This is a genomic window from Bizionia sp. (genome assembly GCF_048259285.1).
Classification (GTDB): Bacteria; Bacteroidota; Bacteroidia; order Flavobacteriales; family Flavobacteriaceae; genus Algorimicrobium; species Algorimicrobium hallyeonense.
In genome coordinates this window covers 18341-33412 of record NZ_JBLXHU010000015.1, presented here as the reverse complement: position 1 = coordinate 33412, position 15072 = coordinate 18341, and the positions used below count along the sequence as shown (strand labels likewise).

The 15072-nt window shown below is 35.1% G+C and carries 12 protein-coding genes; 7 read left to right on the top strand and 5 right to left on the bottom strand.

The features are described from left to right. Positions 1 to 81 precede the first annotated feature (81 nt). From ACN0QX_RS09035 to ACN0QX_RS09005, 7 genes are all read left to right on the top strand, one after another. Positions 82 to 738, top strand: coding sequence for a thymidine kinase (locus ACN0QX_RS09035; RefSeq protein WP_376858401.1), 657 nt, complete (start codon positions 82 to 84; stop codon positions 736 to 738). Then, positions 722 to 1828, top strand: a complete 1107-nt coding sequence (gene alr, locus ACN0QX_RS09030) for an alanine racemase (RefSeq protein WP_248400679.1) — start codon at positions 722 to 724, stop codon at positions 1826 to 1828. The genes ACN0QX_RS09035 and alr overlap by 17 nt, the downstream gene beginning before the upstream one ends. A gap of 74 nt (positions 1829 to 1902) precedes the next feature. After that, entirely contained in the window at positions 1903 to 2310 is a 408-nt protein-coding gene (gene mscL / locus ACN0QX_RS09025; RefSeq protein ID WP_248397031.1) for a large conductance mechanosensitive channel protein MscL, read from the top strand. Between the two features lie 125 nt (positions 2311 to 2435). Then, positions 2436 to 3425, top strand: coding sequence for an aspartate-semialdehyde dehydrogenase (locus ACN0QX_RS09020; RefSeq protein ID WP_417196479.1), 990 nt, complete (start codon positions 2436 to 2438; stop codon positions 3423 to 3425). 91 nt (positions 3426 to 3516) lie between these two features. Continuing rightward, on the top strand, positions 3517 to 4878 hold the full coding sequence (locus tag ACN0QX_RS09015; RefSeq protein ID WP_417196477.1) for an Ig-like domain-containing protein: 1362 nt from the start codon (positions 3517 to 3519) through the stop codon (positions 4876 to 4878). Positions 4879 to 4955: 77 nt separating this feature from the next. Further along, the gene (locus tag ACN0QX_RS09010) at positions 4956 to 7013 is read left to right on the top strand and encodes an FG-GAP-like repeat-containing protein (protein ID WP_417196475.1); all 2058 of its coding nucleotides are present in this window, start codon (positions 4956 to 4958) and stop codon (positions 7011 to 7013) included. Between the two features lie 73 nt (positions 7014 to 7086). Next, a complete protein-coding gene (locus tag ACN0QX_RS09005) occupies positions 7087 to 7998 on the top strand; it encodes an ABC transporter ATP-binding protein (protein ID WP_417196473.1) in 912 nt (303 codons plus the stop codon). Here ACN0QX_RS09005 and ACN0QX_RS09000 read toward each other — a convergent pair. The 5 genes from ACN0QX_RS09000 to accC all read right to left on the bottom strand — a co-directional run bounded on the left by ACN0QX_RS09000 (position 7991) and on the right by accC (position 15059). Next, positions 7991 to 8452: a 3-oxoacyl-ACP synthase gene (locus ACN0QX_RS09000; RefSeq protein WP_248397019.1), complete on the bottom strand. Its 462-nt coding sequence runs from the start codon at positions 8450 to 8452 to the stop codon at positions 7991 to 7993. The two genes, ACN0QX_RS09005 and ACN0QX_RS09000, sit on opposite strands and share 8 nt — an antisense overlap. Further along, positions 8439 to 9140, bottom strand: a complete 702-nt coding sequence (gene mtgA, locus ACN0QX_RS08995; protein ID WP_417196471.1) for a monofunctional biosynthetic peptidoglycan transglycosylase — start codon at positions 9138 to 9140, stop codon at positions 8439 to 8441. Before mtgA ends, ACN0QX_RS09000 begins: the two co-directional genes overlap by 14 nt. A gap of 1 nt (position 9141) precedes the next feature. Beyond that, entirely contained in the window at positions 9142 to 10257 is a 1116-nt protein-coding gene (locus tag ACN0QX_RS08990) for an NAD(P)/FAD-dependent oxidoreductase (RefSeq protein WP_417196469.1), read from the bottom strand. 270 nt (positions 10258 to 10527) lie between these two features. Next, positions 10528 to 13206 (bottom strand): reprolysin-like metallopeptidase, encoded by a 2679-nt coding sequence (locus ACN0QX_RS08985; RefSeq protein WP_417196467.1) that lies wholly within the window; start codon positions 13204 to 13206, stop codon positions 10528 to 10530. A gap of 500 nt (positions 13207 to 13706) precedes the next feature. Next, positions 13707 to 15059 carry an acetyl-CoA carboxylase biotin carboxylase subunit gene (accC, locus tag ACN0QX_RS08980; protein WP_417196464.1) on the bottom strand — a complete coding sequence of 451 codons (1353 nt, stop codon included), beginning with the start codon at positions 15057 to 15059 and terminating at the stop codon, positions 13707 to 13709. Between the last annotated feature and the right edge of the window lie 13 nt (positions 15060 to 15072).

Genomic DNA, 15072 nt, shown 5'->3' with positions numbered 1-15072 from the left:
TTATGCTTTTGATTTTTAATAAATTTACGCCACCTTTATACAAAACGAAATATCGCTTTGTTTTAGTGTTAAAATTACAAAATGTTTCTCGAAAATACAGTAAATCATAAAGAACAATTTGGCTGGATCGAAGTTATTTGCGGTTCTATGTTTTCCGGTAAAACGGAAGAATTAATTCGTAGACTCAAGCGTGCACAATTTGCCAAACAGAAGGTTGAAATTTTTAAACCTACGGTAGATATACGCTATGATGAAGAAATGGTGGTTTCTCATGATGCCAACAAAATCCGCTCCACAGCAGTTCCTGCGGCCGCTAATATCCCTATGTTGGCAGACGACTGTGATGTGGTTGGTATTGACGAGGCCCAATTTTTTGATGATGAAATTGTTCGGGTTTGTAATGATTTAGCCAACAAAGGTATTCGCGTTATTGTTGCTGGTTTGGATATGGATTTTAAAGGCAACCCATTTGGTCCTATGCCAAATTTAATGGCAACGGCCGAGTATGTAACCAAGGTGCATGCCATCTGCACCAAAACAGGAAATTTAGCACAATATAGCTATCGAAAAGCGAAAAGTGATGACCTCGTTTTATTAGGTGAAGTAGATGAGTACGAACCTTTAAGTCGTGCTGCTTATTACAAATCTATGCAACGTGATAAAATACGTAGCATGAAAGTTGAAGGTGCAGAAGAAATTGAAAACAATACCAAAGACTCCAATGGAAAAAGTGCATGAAACTGTTCTTGAAATTGATTTAAATGCCTTAACGAAAAATTTTCAGTACTTAAAGTCTAGAACAAATTCACAAACCAAAATATTAGCCGTTGTTAAAGCGTATGCCTATGGCAGTGATGCTTCAGAAATTGCTAAACACCTAGAAACTTTACATATTGATTATTTGGCGGTAGCCTACACAAATGAAGGTGTCGCGTTGCGTGATGCTGGAATTCGAACACCGATTTTAGTGCTTCACCCACAATCGGCAAATTTCAAAACGCTTATAGAACGTTGTTTAGAGCCTAGTTTATACAGCCCTTTTGTTTTAAATGAATTTATAAAAGTTGCAGAAGCCGAAAAACAAAGCAACTTTCCCGTTCATATTAAATTTAATACCGGTTTAAATCGGTTAGGTTTTGAGGAAACCGATGTTCCTAAAATAGTATCCACATTAACCAAGACACATAGTATTCAGGTAAAATCTATTTTTTCACATTTAGCAGCTAGCGAAGATTTTAATGAAAAAGCCTTCACTAAAAAACAAATTGAATTATTTACACAGATTTCAGATTCTTTCATACATGCTATTGGCTACAAACCCATGTTACATATTTGCAATACGTCTGGAATTTTAAATTATCCTGAAGCTCATTATGATATGGTACGTTCAGGAATTGGATTATATGGTTTTGGTAATTCGGAATTAGAAGATAAAAATTTCACACCTATTGCATCCTTAAAGTCAATTGTTTCGCAAATACATAGCATAGAAAAAGGAGATAGTGTTGGTTATAATCGTGCATTTATTGCCACAAAAAAAACAAAAACAGCTACCATTCCTATTGGCCATGCAGATGGTATTGGTAGGCAATACGGAAACGGTAAGGGGTTCGTTACCATCAATAACAAACAAGCTTATATTTTGGGAAATGTGTGTATGGATATGATTATGGTGGACATTACGGATATTGACTGTCAGGAAGGCGATGAAGTTATTATCTTCGGAAAAACACCCACAGCAAACGCATTCGCTAATACAGCAAAAAGTATTTCTTATGAGATTATAACCGCTGTTTCACAACGTGTAAAACGGATTTTTTTAAAATAATTTCTTGTCAATTCGTTTACATTCAAACTTTTATTTAAATTTAAAACATAAATCACTAACTAAAATAATTTATTATGCTTAAAGAATTCAAAAAATTTATCATGACAGGGAACGTCATAGACCTTGCTGTTGCCGTTATACTGGCTGGCGCAGTTAGTTTAGTTGTTAAAGGGTTTGTAACCTATATCATGATGCCAATAATTGGTCATTTCTCGGGTGGAATTGATTTTTCTGATATGAAAATCATTCTAGACGATGCTGTTTTGGCAGCAGATGGAACAATAGCAACACCAGAAAATGCTATTATGTATGGCGAATGGATTAATACTATTATCAATTTAATTATAGTTGGTTTTGTATTATTTATGATTGTGAAAGCGTATAACAAAACTAAAAAACCTGTTGAGGCAGCTCCAGAAGCTCCTAAAGGACCATCGGATAACGAATTATTAATGGAAATACGTGATCTTTTAAAAAAATAAGACGTAGTAACCGCTACATTGCATATTCTAACCCTAAACCACTTCGTAATAGAAGTGGTTTTTTTATGTTATATTTTAAACAATTACCTTAATAATTATTTAGTTTTGTAATTAAAATAATAAAGATGAAAGTAGCTGTAGTTGGTGCCACAGGCATGGTAGGAGAAGTGATGTTGAAAGTTTTAGAAGAGCGTCAATTTCCGGTTACCGAATTAATACCTGTAGCCTCAGAGAAATCTGTTGGTAAAAAAGTTGATTTCAAGGATAAAACATATACCGTTGTTAATCTTGAAACAGCACTTTCACTAAAACCCGAAATAGCTTTATTTTCGGCCGGTGGTGAAACATCATTACAATGGGCTCCAAAATTTGCAGCTGCTGGAACTACGGTAATTGACAACTCGTCTGCTTGGCGTATGGACGTCAACACCAAATTAATTGTACCAGAAATTAATGCATCTACATTAACTAAAGCTGATAAAATTATTGCCAATCCTAATTGCTCTACCATTCAAATGGTGCTTGTTTTAGCGCCACTTCATAAAAAGTATAACATCAAACGTATTGTTGTTTCTACCTATCAATCAATCACAGGAACTGGATTAAAAGCTGTAAAACAATTAGAAAATGAAATGGCTGGTATTAATGGCGAAATGGCATATCCCTATCCAATTCACCAAAATGCCTTACCACATTGTGATGTGTTTGAAGCTAATGGATATACCAAGGAAGAAATGAAGTTGGTTCGTGAAACGCAAAAAATTCTAGATAATAAATCTATAGCAGTAACGGCAACAGCCGTAAGAATCCCAACCGCTGGAGGTCATAGTGAGGCGGTAAATATTGAATTTGAAACGGATTTCGTGTTAAGTGACGTTCGTAAACTTCTAAACGAAACGGAAGGCGTTATTTTACAAGACAATATAGATGTAAACACGTACCCAATGCCTATTTATGCTAACGGAAAAGATGACGTATTTGTTGGCAGAATCCGTAGAGACGAATCGCAGCCAAACACTATAAACATGTGGATTGTAGCCGATAATTTAAGAAAAGGGGCCGCAACAAACACTGTTCAAATTGCAGAATATTTACTAAAAAATGGTTTGGTTTAACGTTTGTTCATTCTAAACATATAAATATCACGCTTTAATCAAGATATTGGCATTTTTTTTCCTAAATTCGTAGTCGTCTTTTAAGTCGATTATGGAAAAAAACTACCTCATTTTATTACTTTTTGGTCTCACATTGCTTGCTTGTAAATCAGAAGATGATGATTATATAGCCTTGCAAATTCAAACACAAGCGGATACTGCACAAGTATTTCAAAATAGCTTTGTTGAAATTGATGTGCTTGCCAATGATAGAAATATTCCGGAAACAGGTGTATTAACGGTTACAACTACAACCTATGCCACGATTTCCATTCTTGATAATAATACCCCGAACAATCCAAGTGATGATAAGATACGTTATACACCAACTGGCAATTACATAGGCACTGATAGTTTTGTATATACAATTTGTTCTTCAAATAATAATTGCGCAACAGGAACCGTAACGGTTACTATTTTACCAACTTCACCAGTTGTTTATAATCCAGATGACTTGCCATATCCCAACTTATCAGATTATAATTTTTTTGAAGGCGATTTAAAAAATTTAGAGCCTGTTTCAGGTGTTATTCCCTACGATTTAAATTCAGCATTATTTAGTGATTATGCACACAAAAAACGATTTGTATGGATGCCAAATGGCAGTAAAGCCAATTATGATACCGATTACACACCCTTTAATTTTCCCGTTGGTGCTTTTCTAATAAAGAATTTTTATTACGATAACGTGTTGCCAGCAGGTAATACCAGAATTATTGAAACACGCATCATGTATTTTACAGATAGCGGATGGGAATTTGCCGAATATGTTTGGAATGAAGAACAAACCGAGGCAAGCTTTACAACCACTGGTAGCTTTGTAAATTTAGACTGGAACGAAGCAGGTACAGTTAAAAACGTCAATTACCGTGTTCCATCAAGAGCCGAATGTTTTACGTGCCATAATAAGTTTGGAACACCTGTTCCAATAGGTCCAAAACCGCAGAATTTAAATAAAAACTATGTGTACCAAGATGGTACAAGCAATCAATTACAGAAATGGGTAGACCTCGGTTATTTAAACGCTGATTATCCTGGAAATATTGACACTATGGTAGCTTGGGATGATACGTCAGAATCCCTAACCATGCGTGCACGCTCTTATTTAGATATTAATTGTGCCCATTGTCATTCAGAAGAAAGCTATTGCGAATACAGACCTATGCGTTTTGCATTTAATGAAAATGAATTGGCAAGCAATATGGGTATTTGCGTAGAACCCGACACCAATATTGGAGACGAATATCCATTAATTATGAATCCCGCCAATGCCGATGCTTCGGTAGCTGTTTTTAGAATGACTTCTGTAGAAGAACAATATCGTATGCCTTTATTAGGACGCACATTACAACATACAGAAGGTGTTGCTTTAATTACCGAATGGGTGAATTCTTTAACCGATAGATGTGAATAAACCTAAGACCTTAAAATAAAGAATAAAAAAACACTTATATTAGTGAAATATCAAGCTATAAATCAATTACTTAAGTCATGAAAACAAAATTACTTTTACTCGCACTTTTAACGCTTGCCGCTACACATGCCCAAACAAGTTCCAATACGTGTACTGAAGCAGATGCTGCAACGCCCATTACGCAACCAGGCATTTATAGTGTATCTTTAATAAACGGTAGCGAAGTTCCTAGCCCTAATTGTAATACTAGCTCAAATTCAGCGAGTCTAGGCGAGTGGTTTAAATATGTACCAGAATCGGATACGTATCTAACCGTTTCAACCGATTTAACACAAAATGCTGGTCGTGATACACGTGTACACATTTTTAGTGGAACATGTGGCGCACTAATTTGCGAAGGTGGTGATGATGACAGCGGCAGTGTATATTTGTCCATTGCCACTTTAAATGTTTTAGCAGGCCAAACTTATTATATTGCATTTGATAACCGTTGGGACGCAAATGGGTTTGATTTTGAAATTGCAGAAAGCGATCCTCCAACACCTCCTGCAGTAACTTTTACAGTTAGTAGTCTTTCTACAACAGGAACCAATAGAGCCGTTGTCGATATGAATGGTGATCATTTAGATGATATTGTTTCGGTCTCCAATACCAATATTAATATTCAGGAACAATTACCATCTGGCGGATTTCAAGGCATGGATATTACCACATCATATGCAGACAACACGCCTGGTTGGAGTTTAGCTGCAGCTGATTATAATGCGGATGGCTTTACTGATCTTTTATATGGAGGTGGAAATGGTGTAACATTCATGAGGTCTAATGGTGATGGTACTTTTACCGAAGATTCTCATGACCCTTATGTGTTTTCGCAACGCTCCAATTTTGTGGACATTAATAACGATGGCCATTTAGATGCTTTTGTATGTCATGATGTAGCACCAAACGTTTACTTTATAAACGATGGGCAAGGTAACTTAACCTATTATCAAGGTGAAAATGTTCAAGGTGTACCAAGCGGATTGGGTCTTTATGAGTCCGGAGGAAATTATGGTTCCGTTTGGATTGATTATGATAATGATAGAAACCAAGATTTATTTATAGCCAAGTGCGGTGGTGAAGAAGCTAGACGTATGGATCAATTACATAAAAATAATGGCGATGGTACATTTTCTGAAATTTCAGCAGCTTTAAATTTAGCCGATCCTATGCAAACATGGTCATCTGCCTGGGGTGATTTTGATAATGATGGTGATATGGATGTTTTTGTTGGTGCCAGTTCTGGACCACACAAAATGATGCGAAATGATTTGGTAACCGATAATCAAGGAAATACAACAGTAATGTTTACAAATGTTACAACCGCTTCAGGTGTTCAACTGTTATCTGAAACAGGTATAGAGAATGTAACCTATGACTTTGATAATGATGGCAATTTAGATATAGCATCCAATGGAAATATCCTATTTGGAAATGGCGACTTAACATTTTCACTTCATGAAAATTTAATATCAGGAAGTAATGGTTCCTTTGGCGATTTAAATAATGATGGATTTATAGATTCTTTCAGTAATGGAAATATTTATATGAACAGTGGGAATGCTAATAATTGGATTAGTATCTGTACGGTTGGAACAGAAGGTTATAGTAATATAAACGGAATTGGAGCACGTGTAGAAATTCACACACCATCAGGCATTCAAATTCGCGATGTTAGAAGCGGTGAAGGTTTTAGATTTATGAGCACATTAAATACACATTTTGGACTAGGAACAGAATCAACCATTGATAATTTAATCATATACTGGCCATCAGGTGTTGTAGATAATATTCCAAACCCAACAATTAACCAAAGACTTTGTGTTACAGAAGGCGAGGCGTTAACAGTTCAAGATTATGAGCTAGCAGCATTAACAATTTACCCGAACCCAGTAGAAAACACCCTTAATATTTCGGCACCTGTTTCTTTAGATGGTAAAATTGCAACCGTTTTTGACATAAATGGTAAAAAAGTACTAAACTCTAAATTACAAACAAACACTTTAGATGTTTCAAAATTACAAACGGGGTTTTACATTTTACGATTAGAATCTGAAGGTCGCGTTATAAACAGAAAATTTATTAAGCAATAACATAGATTTATCAACATAGTAAATTCGCTTCTATTCTTTTAGAAGCGAATTTTTTTTGCCGTATTTTTGCTAGATGCTAAACGTAAAAAACCTCAATTTTGCCTATAAAAAAACACCTGTTTTACAGGCTGTAAACTTGCGTATACAACCAGGTGAAAATACAACTATAATTGGCGAAAGCGGTTCGGGAAAAAGCACCCTATTAAAACTCCTTTATGGTGAGTATGATTTAGATTCCGGTCATATTTTTTGGAAAGACACAGAGATTCTCGGGCCTAAACACAATTTAGTGGTTGGCTATGATTTCATGAAATATGTAGCTCAAGAATTTGATTTGATGCCGTTTATAACCGTGGAAGAAAATATAGGAAAGCACTTATCTAATTTTTTTCCGAAAGAAAAGAAAGAACGCACAGCTGAACTTCTTGACGTAGTTGCACTCACCGAATTTTCAAAAACCAAAGTCACCCTTTTAAGTGGTGGTCAAAAACAGCGTGTAGCTCTAGCTCGCGCCTTAGCTCAAGAACCAGAAATTTTATTATTAGATGAACCCTTTAGTCATATTGATAATTACCAAAAACAGGCATTAAGGCGTCGTGTTTTTAACTATCTGAAAAAGAAAAATATTGCCTGTTTGGTGGCCACTCACGACCAAGAAGATGTTTTAGGCTTTGCGGATCAGATTATTGTATTAAACAACCAAACTATTGCTGCTCAAGGAAAGCCACAAGATCTTTATAACAAACCTGAAAGTGCTTTAATTGCTGCTTTTTTCGGCGAATTTAATCGTATTAAAGGTCAGTTTATTTATGCACACCAACTGAAAGTGGTTGAAAAATCGGATATAAAAGTAGTCGTTAAAAAAGCGTATTTTAAAGGCTCTTATTTTTTGATAGAGGCGAAATTTGAAGAATCCTCTATTTTATTTGAACATCCTTTAGAATTGCAAAAAGGTGATATGGTTTATTTAGAAATTTTTAAATAATAGCTTCAATTTTAATCGTCTGATTATTAAATGCAATCTCGTTCAGTACGGTTTTCCCTAATAATAATTTTCCAATAGGCGTTTGTGGTGAAATGGCATAAAACAATTCACCAGCAATTGAAAACGCGCCGGCACTAATAGCAACAAAATAATTGGACTTGGACGTATACACCACACTTCCTAAACAGATGGTTTTGGAGGTATTTAAAACCTTCACTTTAGTAAGCGTGTTCTGTTGCTTTTGTATTTCAGAAAGCTGCACACCTGCTTTTTCACGCTCTAGTTGTAACATGGCACGCCCTGTTTCATGCTTATCGCCTGCACTACTTTTGGTTTCACTGGTTAAAGATTCTTGAATTTCAGCAATTTTTGTCTGAACGGCCTCCAACCGATGGTTTAAAGACAGTAAGCACAAATTGTATAATTCACTTTTTATGGCATTATTTTTTTTCATTGGTTTGGTTGTAATCTAATCTTCCAAAATATCCCATTTGCCTTACTATCCAAGACTTTCTTCCGGCAATATAATTACTAGCTGGTTGGGCTCTATATTTTAACGGATTTGGTAAAATAGCAGCTATTGAAGCCGCTTCCATGGCCGATAGTTTTGCGGCTGATTTATTATGCCAATAACGCGCTGCGGCTTCAGCACCATAAATACCTTTACCCATTTCTATACTATTTAAATACACTTCCATAATGCGTTCCTTGCTCCAAGTTAACTCTATTAAGAAGGTAAAATAGGTTTCCAAACCTTTTCGTAACCAACTCCTATTTGGCCATAAAAAAACATTTTTAGCCGTTTGTTGGCTTATGGTACTAGCACCTTTTATGCGCTTACCTTTTTTATTATTTTCAATAGCTTTTTCAATAGCTTTTATATCAAACCCATTGTGCTTTAAAAAATTCTGATCTTCACTACAAATTACGGCTAGTTGTAAATTTTTTGATATATCATCAATTGAAACCCAATCATGTTCCCAAGTCATTTTATTACCTTTTTGGTATTCTTCAACACCACGGATAACCATTAATGGGGTAATAGGCACGGGAACCCATTTAAATAATACAACCATAGCTACAGATAACACTATAAGCCATAGAATACATTTAAAAATAAATTTGAATAGTTTTTTTATCATATTACTTTAATAATTGGGCAAGTTCTTTTCCTATTATACTACCAATAGCGACACCCATTCCGCCTAACCGCACACCACAATATACATGATTGGATAGTTGCTTAACAATTGGTTTTTTCTGGTTTCCAACACCCATTATGCCACTCCAGCAATAATCAATTTCAAAAGGGATATTGGGTAAAATTGTTGTTTTCATTACCTGTTCCAAATGATTTTGAATAAGAGCAGTTTCGTTCATTACTGTCGTTTCTTCACCTTTAAAATCTAAATTTCTACCACCACCCAACAGGATTCTATTATTAATATTTCGGAAGTAATAATAACCTTTATCTAAATGAAAAGTTCCGGTAAAAGGTAAATTAGGTATTGCTTTTGTTATGAGTACTTGAGCTCTAGCCGGTTTTACATCTTCATTTATTAATTGGGATGCAAAGCCATTGGTTGCTATTAATAATTTATCGGTTATAAATTGAAAGTGGCTGGTTTTTACATCAACCTGGCCGTTTAATTCTGTGTACGCTTCAACGGTTACGTTATTGAGTATTTTGATACCTGCTGATTGCACTTTTAATAATAAAGCCTCCATCATTTCGCCTGTATCAATTTGTCCTTCAAATGGATTAAAAATGAGTTTCTCGCGAATTTTTTTAAATCCGAAAACATTGGTTTTAAGTGAAAATATGGATGCTTTTAAAACTGGAAACAGCAATTTATTAATCGATGCTCTTTCCGATAAACAGGTATCATATAATACTTGATTATCTTTGTTGAACAATTCATAGCCTCCCAATTGCTGATAATTTATAGCTTGATCTGAAAGATTTTGACGTAATAAATGTAATCCGTCAATCCGTTTTTGAACGAGTTTAATAACCTCATCTTCTGAATGGGTTTTTAAATCGTCTAGAATTTCGCTTAAACTTCCAAAGCAAGCAAAACCTGCATTTTTAGTGCTAGCACCTTGCGGTAATATGCCTCGCTCAAGAATTAAAATTTTGGCTTTTGGAAACTGTAGTTTTAGTTGTAATGCACAATTTAAACCAACAATACCACTACCAACAATAGTATAATTTACGTGACTTAACCAGGTTTTATGTTCCCAATACGATAGATTCATAGGGCTAATTTACTGATTTTTTACATGCTATAGTGCCATTAAAAATGGTGTTATACATAAAAATATAGATTTCAAAAAGTGCGATGCTAATTTTAAAGTTGGTCAAGGTATTCCTAATTATTATTAAGTAATGGACTCGCTAATATTACAAAATTCATTAGCCTACTGTAAATCTTTACTTTTGTTTCAATACATGAAAAGAAAGCAAAAAAAACTCCGAAATTGCTTTCGGAGTTCTTATGAATGAAATTAAAATTATGATATTACTTGTTAGTTAACAATTAACTTTTTAGTAATTTTCTGGCTTCCTTGAGTCACATTTAATAAGTACATACCAGCTTGGGCATTACTTAACGAGATAGACTCGTTAAAATCACCTGTACTGTTATACGTTTTATTATAGACATTTCGACCTCTTATATCAAACACTTCTACACTAATGGATTCGTTTGTGGAAGGCTTAAATTTAATTGAGAAATCACCGTTATTTGGATTTGGGAATACCGCAAATGAAGCATCTAATCCAAATTCATCCACACTTAATTCTGGAACAAAAATACCAGACTCACAAATTGTCAGTGTTGCAGAATTCCATGTTACTCTCACGCCATCTACCTCAACATCCCCAATAAAGAAAACCCAATTACCTAAAGAATTAAGACCGTCAGCAAAACTTAAAGGTTGCGCTGGTAATACCACATCGTTATTAGCTGTATCTGCACAGTTAATAGGGTTTCCAGCATCATCAAACGTTAAAATAAGATCTGTAGAACCCGCACATGATCCCCAATACACTTGATTAAAACCTGATGCTTGAGATGGTGGTCTGATAGCTGCACGAATTTGACCACTATTTGCCGTCGTAGCATCTATGCTTATTTTAAGATCTGAAATAGTTTTAGAATCAGAAATAGGTAAGTTAAAGCCACTAAATTGTGTAGAATTTTCATCTAATAGGACACCAGCATTGAAGAAATACTCTTCACAGCTATCACCCGGCACATAAATATAGTCCCCTATCGCGAAATAATTATCATTTATATTAAAAAATGACCCATCTGCCGCTTCTACTAGAATTCTAGAATAGGCAGAAGTCACACTAGGAACTACAACTTGGTAAGAACCATTATTAGGAACATTTGTCGCTAAAACTGTTGTAAAATCAGTGTCTGGTGTTAATGATGTTGATAATAAAATATTTACGTTAGCAGCATTGATGCCGTTTGCTGTTGTACCAGCCACATTCCAAGTTATGGTTTCAGTTTCACCTGGCGTCCATACAATTTGATCTGTTCCTTGTGATGTTACCACAAAAGGTCCTGCCGTATTGCTCCACGTAACACGCATATCATCGAAAGCATTAGCTGCACCTCCTGGTCTATTATCTCTAACGGTTAATCTGAAATCTGCATTTCTTCCTACAGTAGGAATCTGTTCGTATAACGAACCATTAACACCAAAGCTTACTAAATCCTCCATTTTAGGAAATGTTCTTGTTGGGTTTGTAGTTGGTAAATACGATCTGAATTGCGGTTCATTACTATTGGTTGATGTTGGGTCTGGAAATTCAGTTACACCATTATTCTCGTCAAATTGCTCCCAACAATAAGTAATTACATCATTGGCATCCGCATCCGATCCTATACCTGTTAATCTAAAAGGAGTTCCTTTAGGTAACGTAATATTAGCGCCAGCATTTGCCGTTGGGATATTATTTCCTGTATCTGTTTCAACATCACATGTTCTAGAACTCACATGTGTATTGACTTGCTGAATAGATATAGCATGAAAATAAGGATCTACAAAAGGTTGTACATCAGAAGTACCTGTAATACCTGCGTAACTCATTATTGTACTACCACTACCTGGTTCCATTTGAGCTATTCCACCTTCAGATCGAAATGTGAATGTATGGTTTGCGCCAAATTGGTGTCCCATTTCGTGCGCAACATAATCTACATCAAAATTTACACCTATTGGGTTTGTACTTGTTGTATAACCACTTCCTTTTTGATTAGCAACACACACACAACCAATACAACCAGCATTACCATTATTACCAATACCACCCATTAAATGACCAATATCATAATTAGCATTACCTATAACTGAATTTAAAGTTGATTGTAAAACACCATTGTACCCCGAATCAGTAGTACTACTATATGGCGAAGTTGCCGTAGTTAAATAAACAACAGCATCATTATTTGGAATTAATACCATGTTCACATTAAACTCATTTTCAAAAATAGCATTGACAACGGTCATGGTATTCACGATAGCGGCATTAACTTGTGGCAAGGTTCCGCCGTGAAAAATAGAATATTCTGCTGTTACAGACATTGCTAAATCAAAAGTATGTAAGGTACCATTAGCACCTGTACGGTTGGTATTTACAATTTCTCCGATTTCTTGATTTAAGGCTTCAGGTGTTGAACATTCAAAACTTTGAATTTCTGAATTTGAATTTTGTTTCTCACGAACAATAATTTGAGATACATTATTTTTTACAGGCTCTATAACTAGACCCTTTCCTTCTACACCAGATAAAACAATACCTGACATTCCTTTGTAAGGAGAAACACTAAAACGTAAATATGAACTAGGCGTGTCAATTCCATATCCAACATACGATCTGATTTCTGGATATTGCGCTTGTAGGCCTGGCGACATAACAGATGCTTCTTGAATTAAGTACTTTTCTAAATCCCCATCAAGGTTAGGTACTTCAATTACAAGATTATTAAGTTGTTCTCGCGAGTCTCCTCGCTGCTGTGCTTTACTCAAATCGCTCATTAAATGATTAATATCCATTGAATACGTGGTATTAATCATCATAGTGTTTTCTTGTCCTGTAGTCACTTTTTTAAAGTGTTGATCTTGGCTAAAAGCTGACAAACAAAACATAAGAATTACGAATGGTAAAACTTTGTGTAATTTTTTTTTCATGTTTTCTTGTATAAATAAATTATTTTGCCACTAAAGTAACTATTTTCCGCATTGAATTCAAGTTATATACACATCTTTTAAGTAGAAAGGAAATAGTTGTTTTGAGAAAATAAAGACGTATAAATAATTCACCCCCTTTTAATGCAAGTTTAAGCGCATAAATCCTGAAATATTAATTGCACGGAGCGGTTATAAAACAGAGGGAGCTATGCGTTTAACACCAGACATAATTTAGTAAAACAGGAATAGATAACTACAGTATTAGTTTTACACAATACGTTTGAATTTAGAACTCAATCCAAACATATTTGAGTATAGTGGTAATTTTTACATTTAGACATTAAATAACCTAATACTAAACTTTAAAAATGTTTAAATAAGGTATAAATTACAAGCAATATAGAATTGGAAATCTATTCTAATACGGATGTTACGCGTACTATAATAAAATAATTTTTAATAAAAAAAAGCTCCGAAAATATTTTCGGAGCTTTTTTTTATTAATTATCACTTGGCTTTTCTATCACAAAATCTTCCATAAATTTAGTGGTGTAGTTTCCGGCTAAATAATCTGGATCCTCCATGAGTTGTCTATGGAAAGGAATGGTTGTTTTAATACCTTCAATAACAAATTCATCAAGAGCTCGTTTCATTTTATTAATAGCCTCTTCACGTGTTTGCGCTGTGGTAATTAATTTCGCAATCATAGAGTCATAATACGGCGGAATAACATAACCAGCATAAACATGCGTATCTAAACGGACACCATGTCCACCTGGTGCATGAAGTGTGGATATTCTACCTGGTGAAGGTCTAAAGTCATTAAATGGATCTTCCGCATTAATTCGGCATTCTATTGAATGTAATTTTGGTGTATAATTTTTACCAGAAATTGGCACACCATATGCCACTAAAATTTGTTCACGAATTAAATCGAAATCAATTACTTGCTCTGTTATTGGGTGTTCTACTTGGATACGTGTATTCATTTCCATAAAATAGAAATTACGGTGTTTATCCACTAAAAACTCAACCGTTCCTGCACCTTCATACTTAATATATTCGGCAGCTTTTACGGCAGCATCGCCCATTTTATTACGAAGGGCTTTCGTCATAAATGGCGAAGGAACTTCTTCTGTTAATTTTTGATGACGACGTTGAATTGAACAGTCACGTTCTGATAAATGACATGCTTTTCCTGTAGAATCGCCCACAATTTGGATTTCAATATGTCTTGGCTCTTCAATGAGTTTTTCCATGTACATATCGTCGTTCCCAAACGCGGCTTTAGATTCCTGTCTAGCGGATTCCCAAGCGTCTTTTAGGTTTTCTTTTTTCCAAACAGCACGCATACCTTTTCCGCCACCACCTGCAGATGCTTTAAGCATGACAGGATATCCAACTTCTTCGGCTAATTTTTCGCAGTGTTTGTAATCATTAATAATTCCTTCACTACCAGGAACACAAGGTACACCTGCTTCAATCATGGTTGCTTTCGCATTGGCTTTGTCACCCATACGATTAATCATGTCTGCAGAGGCTCCAATAAATTTGATGTCATGTTCTTCACAAATTTTTGAAAATTTGGCATTTTCAGATAAAAAGCCATATCCTGGATGAATAGCATCTGCATTGGTAATTTCGGCTGCAGCAATAATATTCGACATTTTTAAATAGGATTCACTACTTGGAGGAGGTCCTATACAAACCGCTTCATCTGCAAACTTTACGTGCAGACTTTCAGCATCTGCCGTTGAATACACAGCTACCGTTTTAATGCCCATTTCTTTACAGGTTCTAATAACACGTAAGGCTATTTCCCCTCTATTGGCAACTAATATTTTTTTAAACATAATTCTATTGAGT

Excerpts from the sequence above, each read along its gene's own strand:
- ACN0QX_RS08990 (WP_417196469.1), bottom strand. The coding sequence starts at position 10,257 with ATGAATCTATCGTATTGGGAACATAAAACCTGGTTAAGTCACGTAAAT.
- ACN0QX_RS09035 (WP_376858401.1), top strand. The coding sequence starts at position 82 with ATGTTTCTCGAAAATACAGTAAATCATAAAGAACAATTTGGCTGGATC.
- mscL (WP_248397031.1), top strand. The coding sequence starts at position 1,903 with ATGCTTAAAGAATTCAAAAAATTTATCATGACAGGGAACGTCATAGAC.
- ACN0QX_RS09015 (WP_417196477.1), top strand. The coding sequence starts at position 3,517 with ATGGAAAAAAACTACCTCATTTTATTACTTTTTGGTCTCACATTGCTT.
- mtgA (WP_417196471.1), bottom strand. The coding sequence starts at position 9,140 with ATGATAAAAAAACTATTCAAATTTATTTTTAAATGTATTCTATGGCTT.
- ACN0QX_RS09020 (WP_417196479.1), top strand. The coding sequence starts at position 2,436 with ATGAAAGTAGCTGTAGTTGGTGCCACAGGCATGGTAGGAGAAGTGATG.
- ACN0QX_RS09010 (WP_417196475.1), top strand. The coding sequence starts at position 4,956 with ATGAAAACAAAATTACTTTTACTCGCACTTTTAACGCTTGCCGCTACA.
- ACN0QX_RS09005 (WP_417196473.1), top strand. The coding sequence starts at position 7,087 with ATGCTAAACGTAAAAAACCTCAATTTTGCCTATAAAAAAACACCTGTT.
- alr (WP_248400679.1), top strand. The coding sequence starts at position 722 with ATGGAAAAAGTGCATGAAACTGTTCTTGAAATTGATTTAAATGCCTTA.
- ACN0QX_RS09000 (WP_248397019.1), bottom strand. The coding sequence starts at position 8,452 with ATGAAAAAAAATAATGCCATAAAAAGTGAATTATACAATTTGTGCTTA.
- accC (WP_417196464.1), bottom strand. The coding sequence starts at position 15,059 with ATGTTTAAAAAAATATTAGTTGCCAATAGAGGGGAAATAGCCTTACGT.
- ACN0QX_RS08985 (WP_417196467.1), bottom strand. The coding sequence starts at position 13,206 with ATGAAAAAAAAATTACACAAAGTTTTACCATTCGTAATTCTTATGTTT.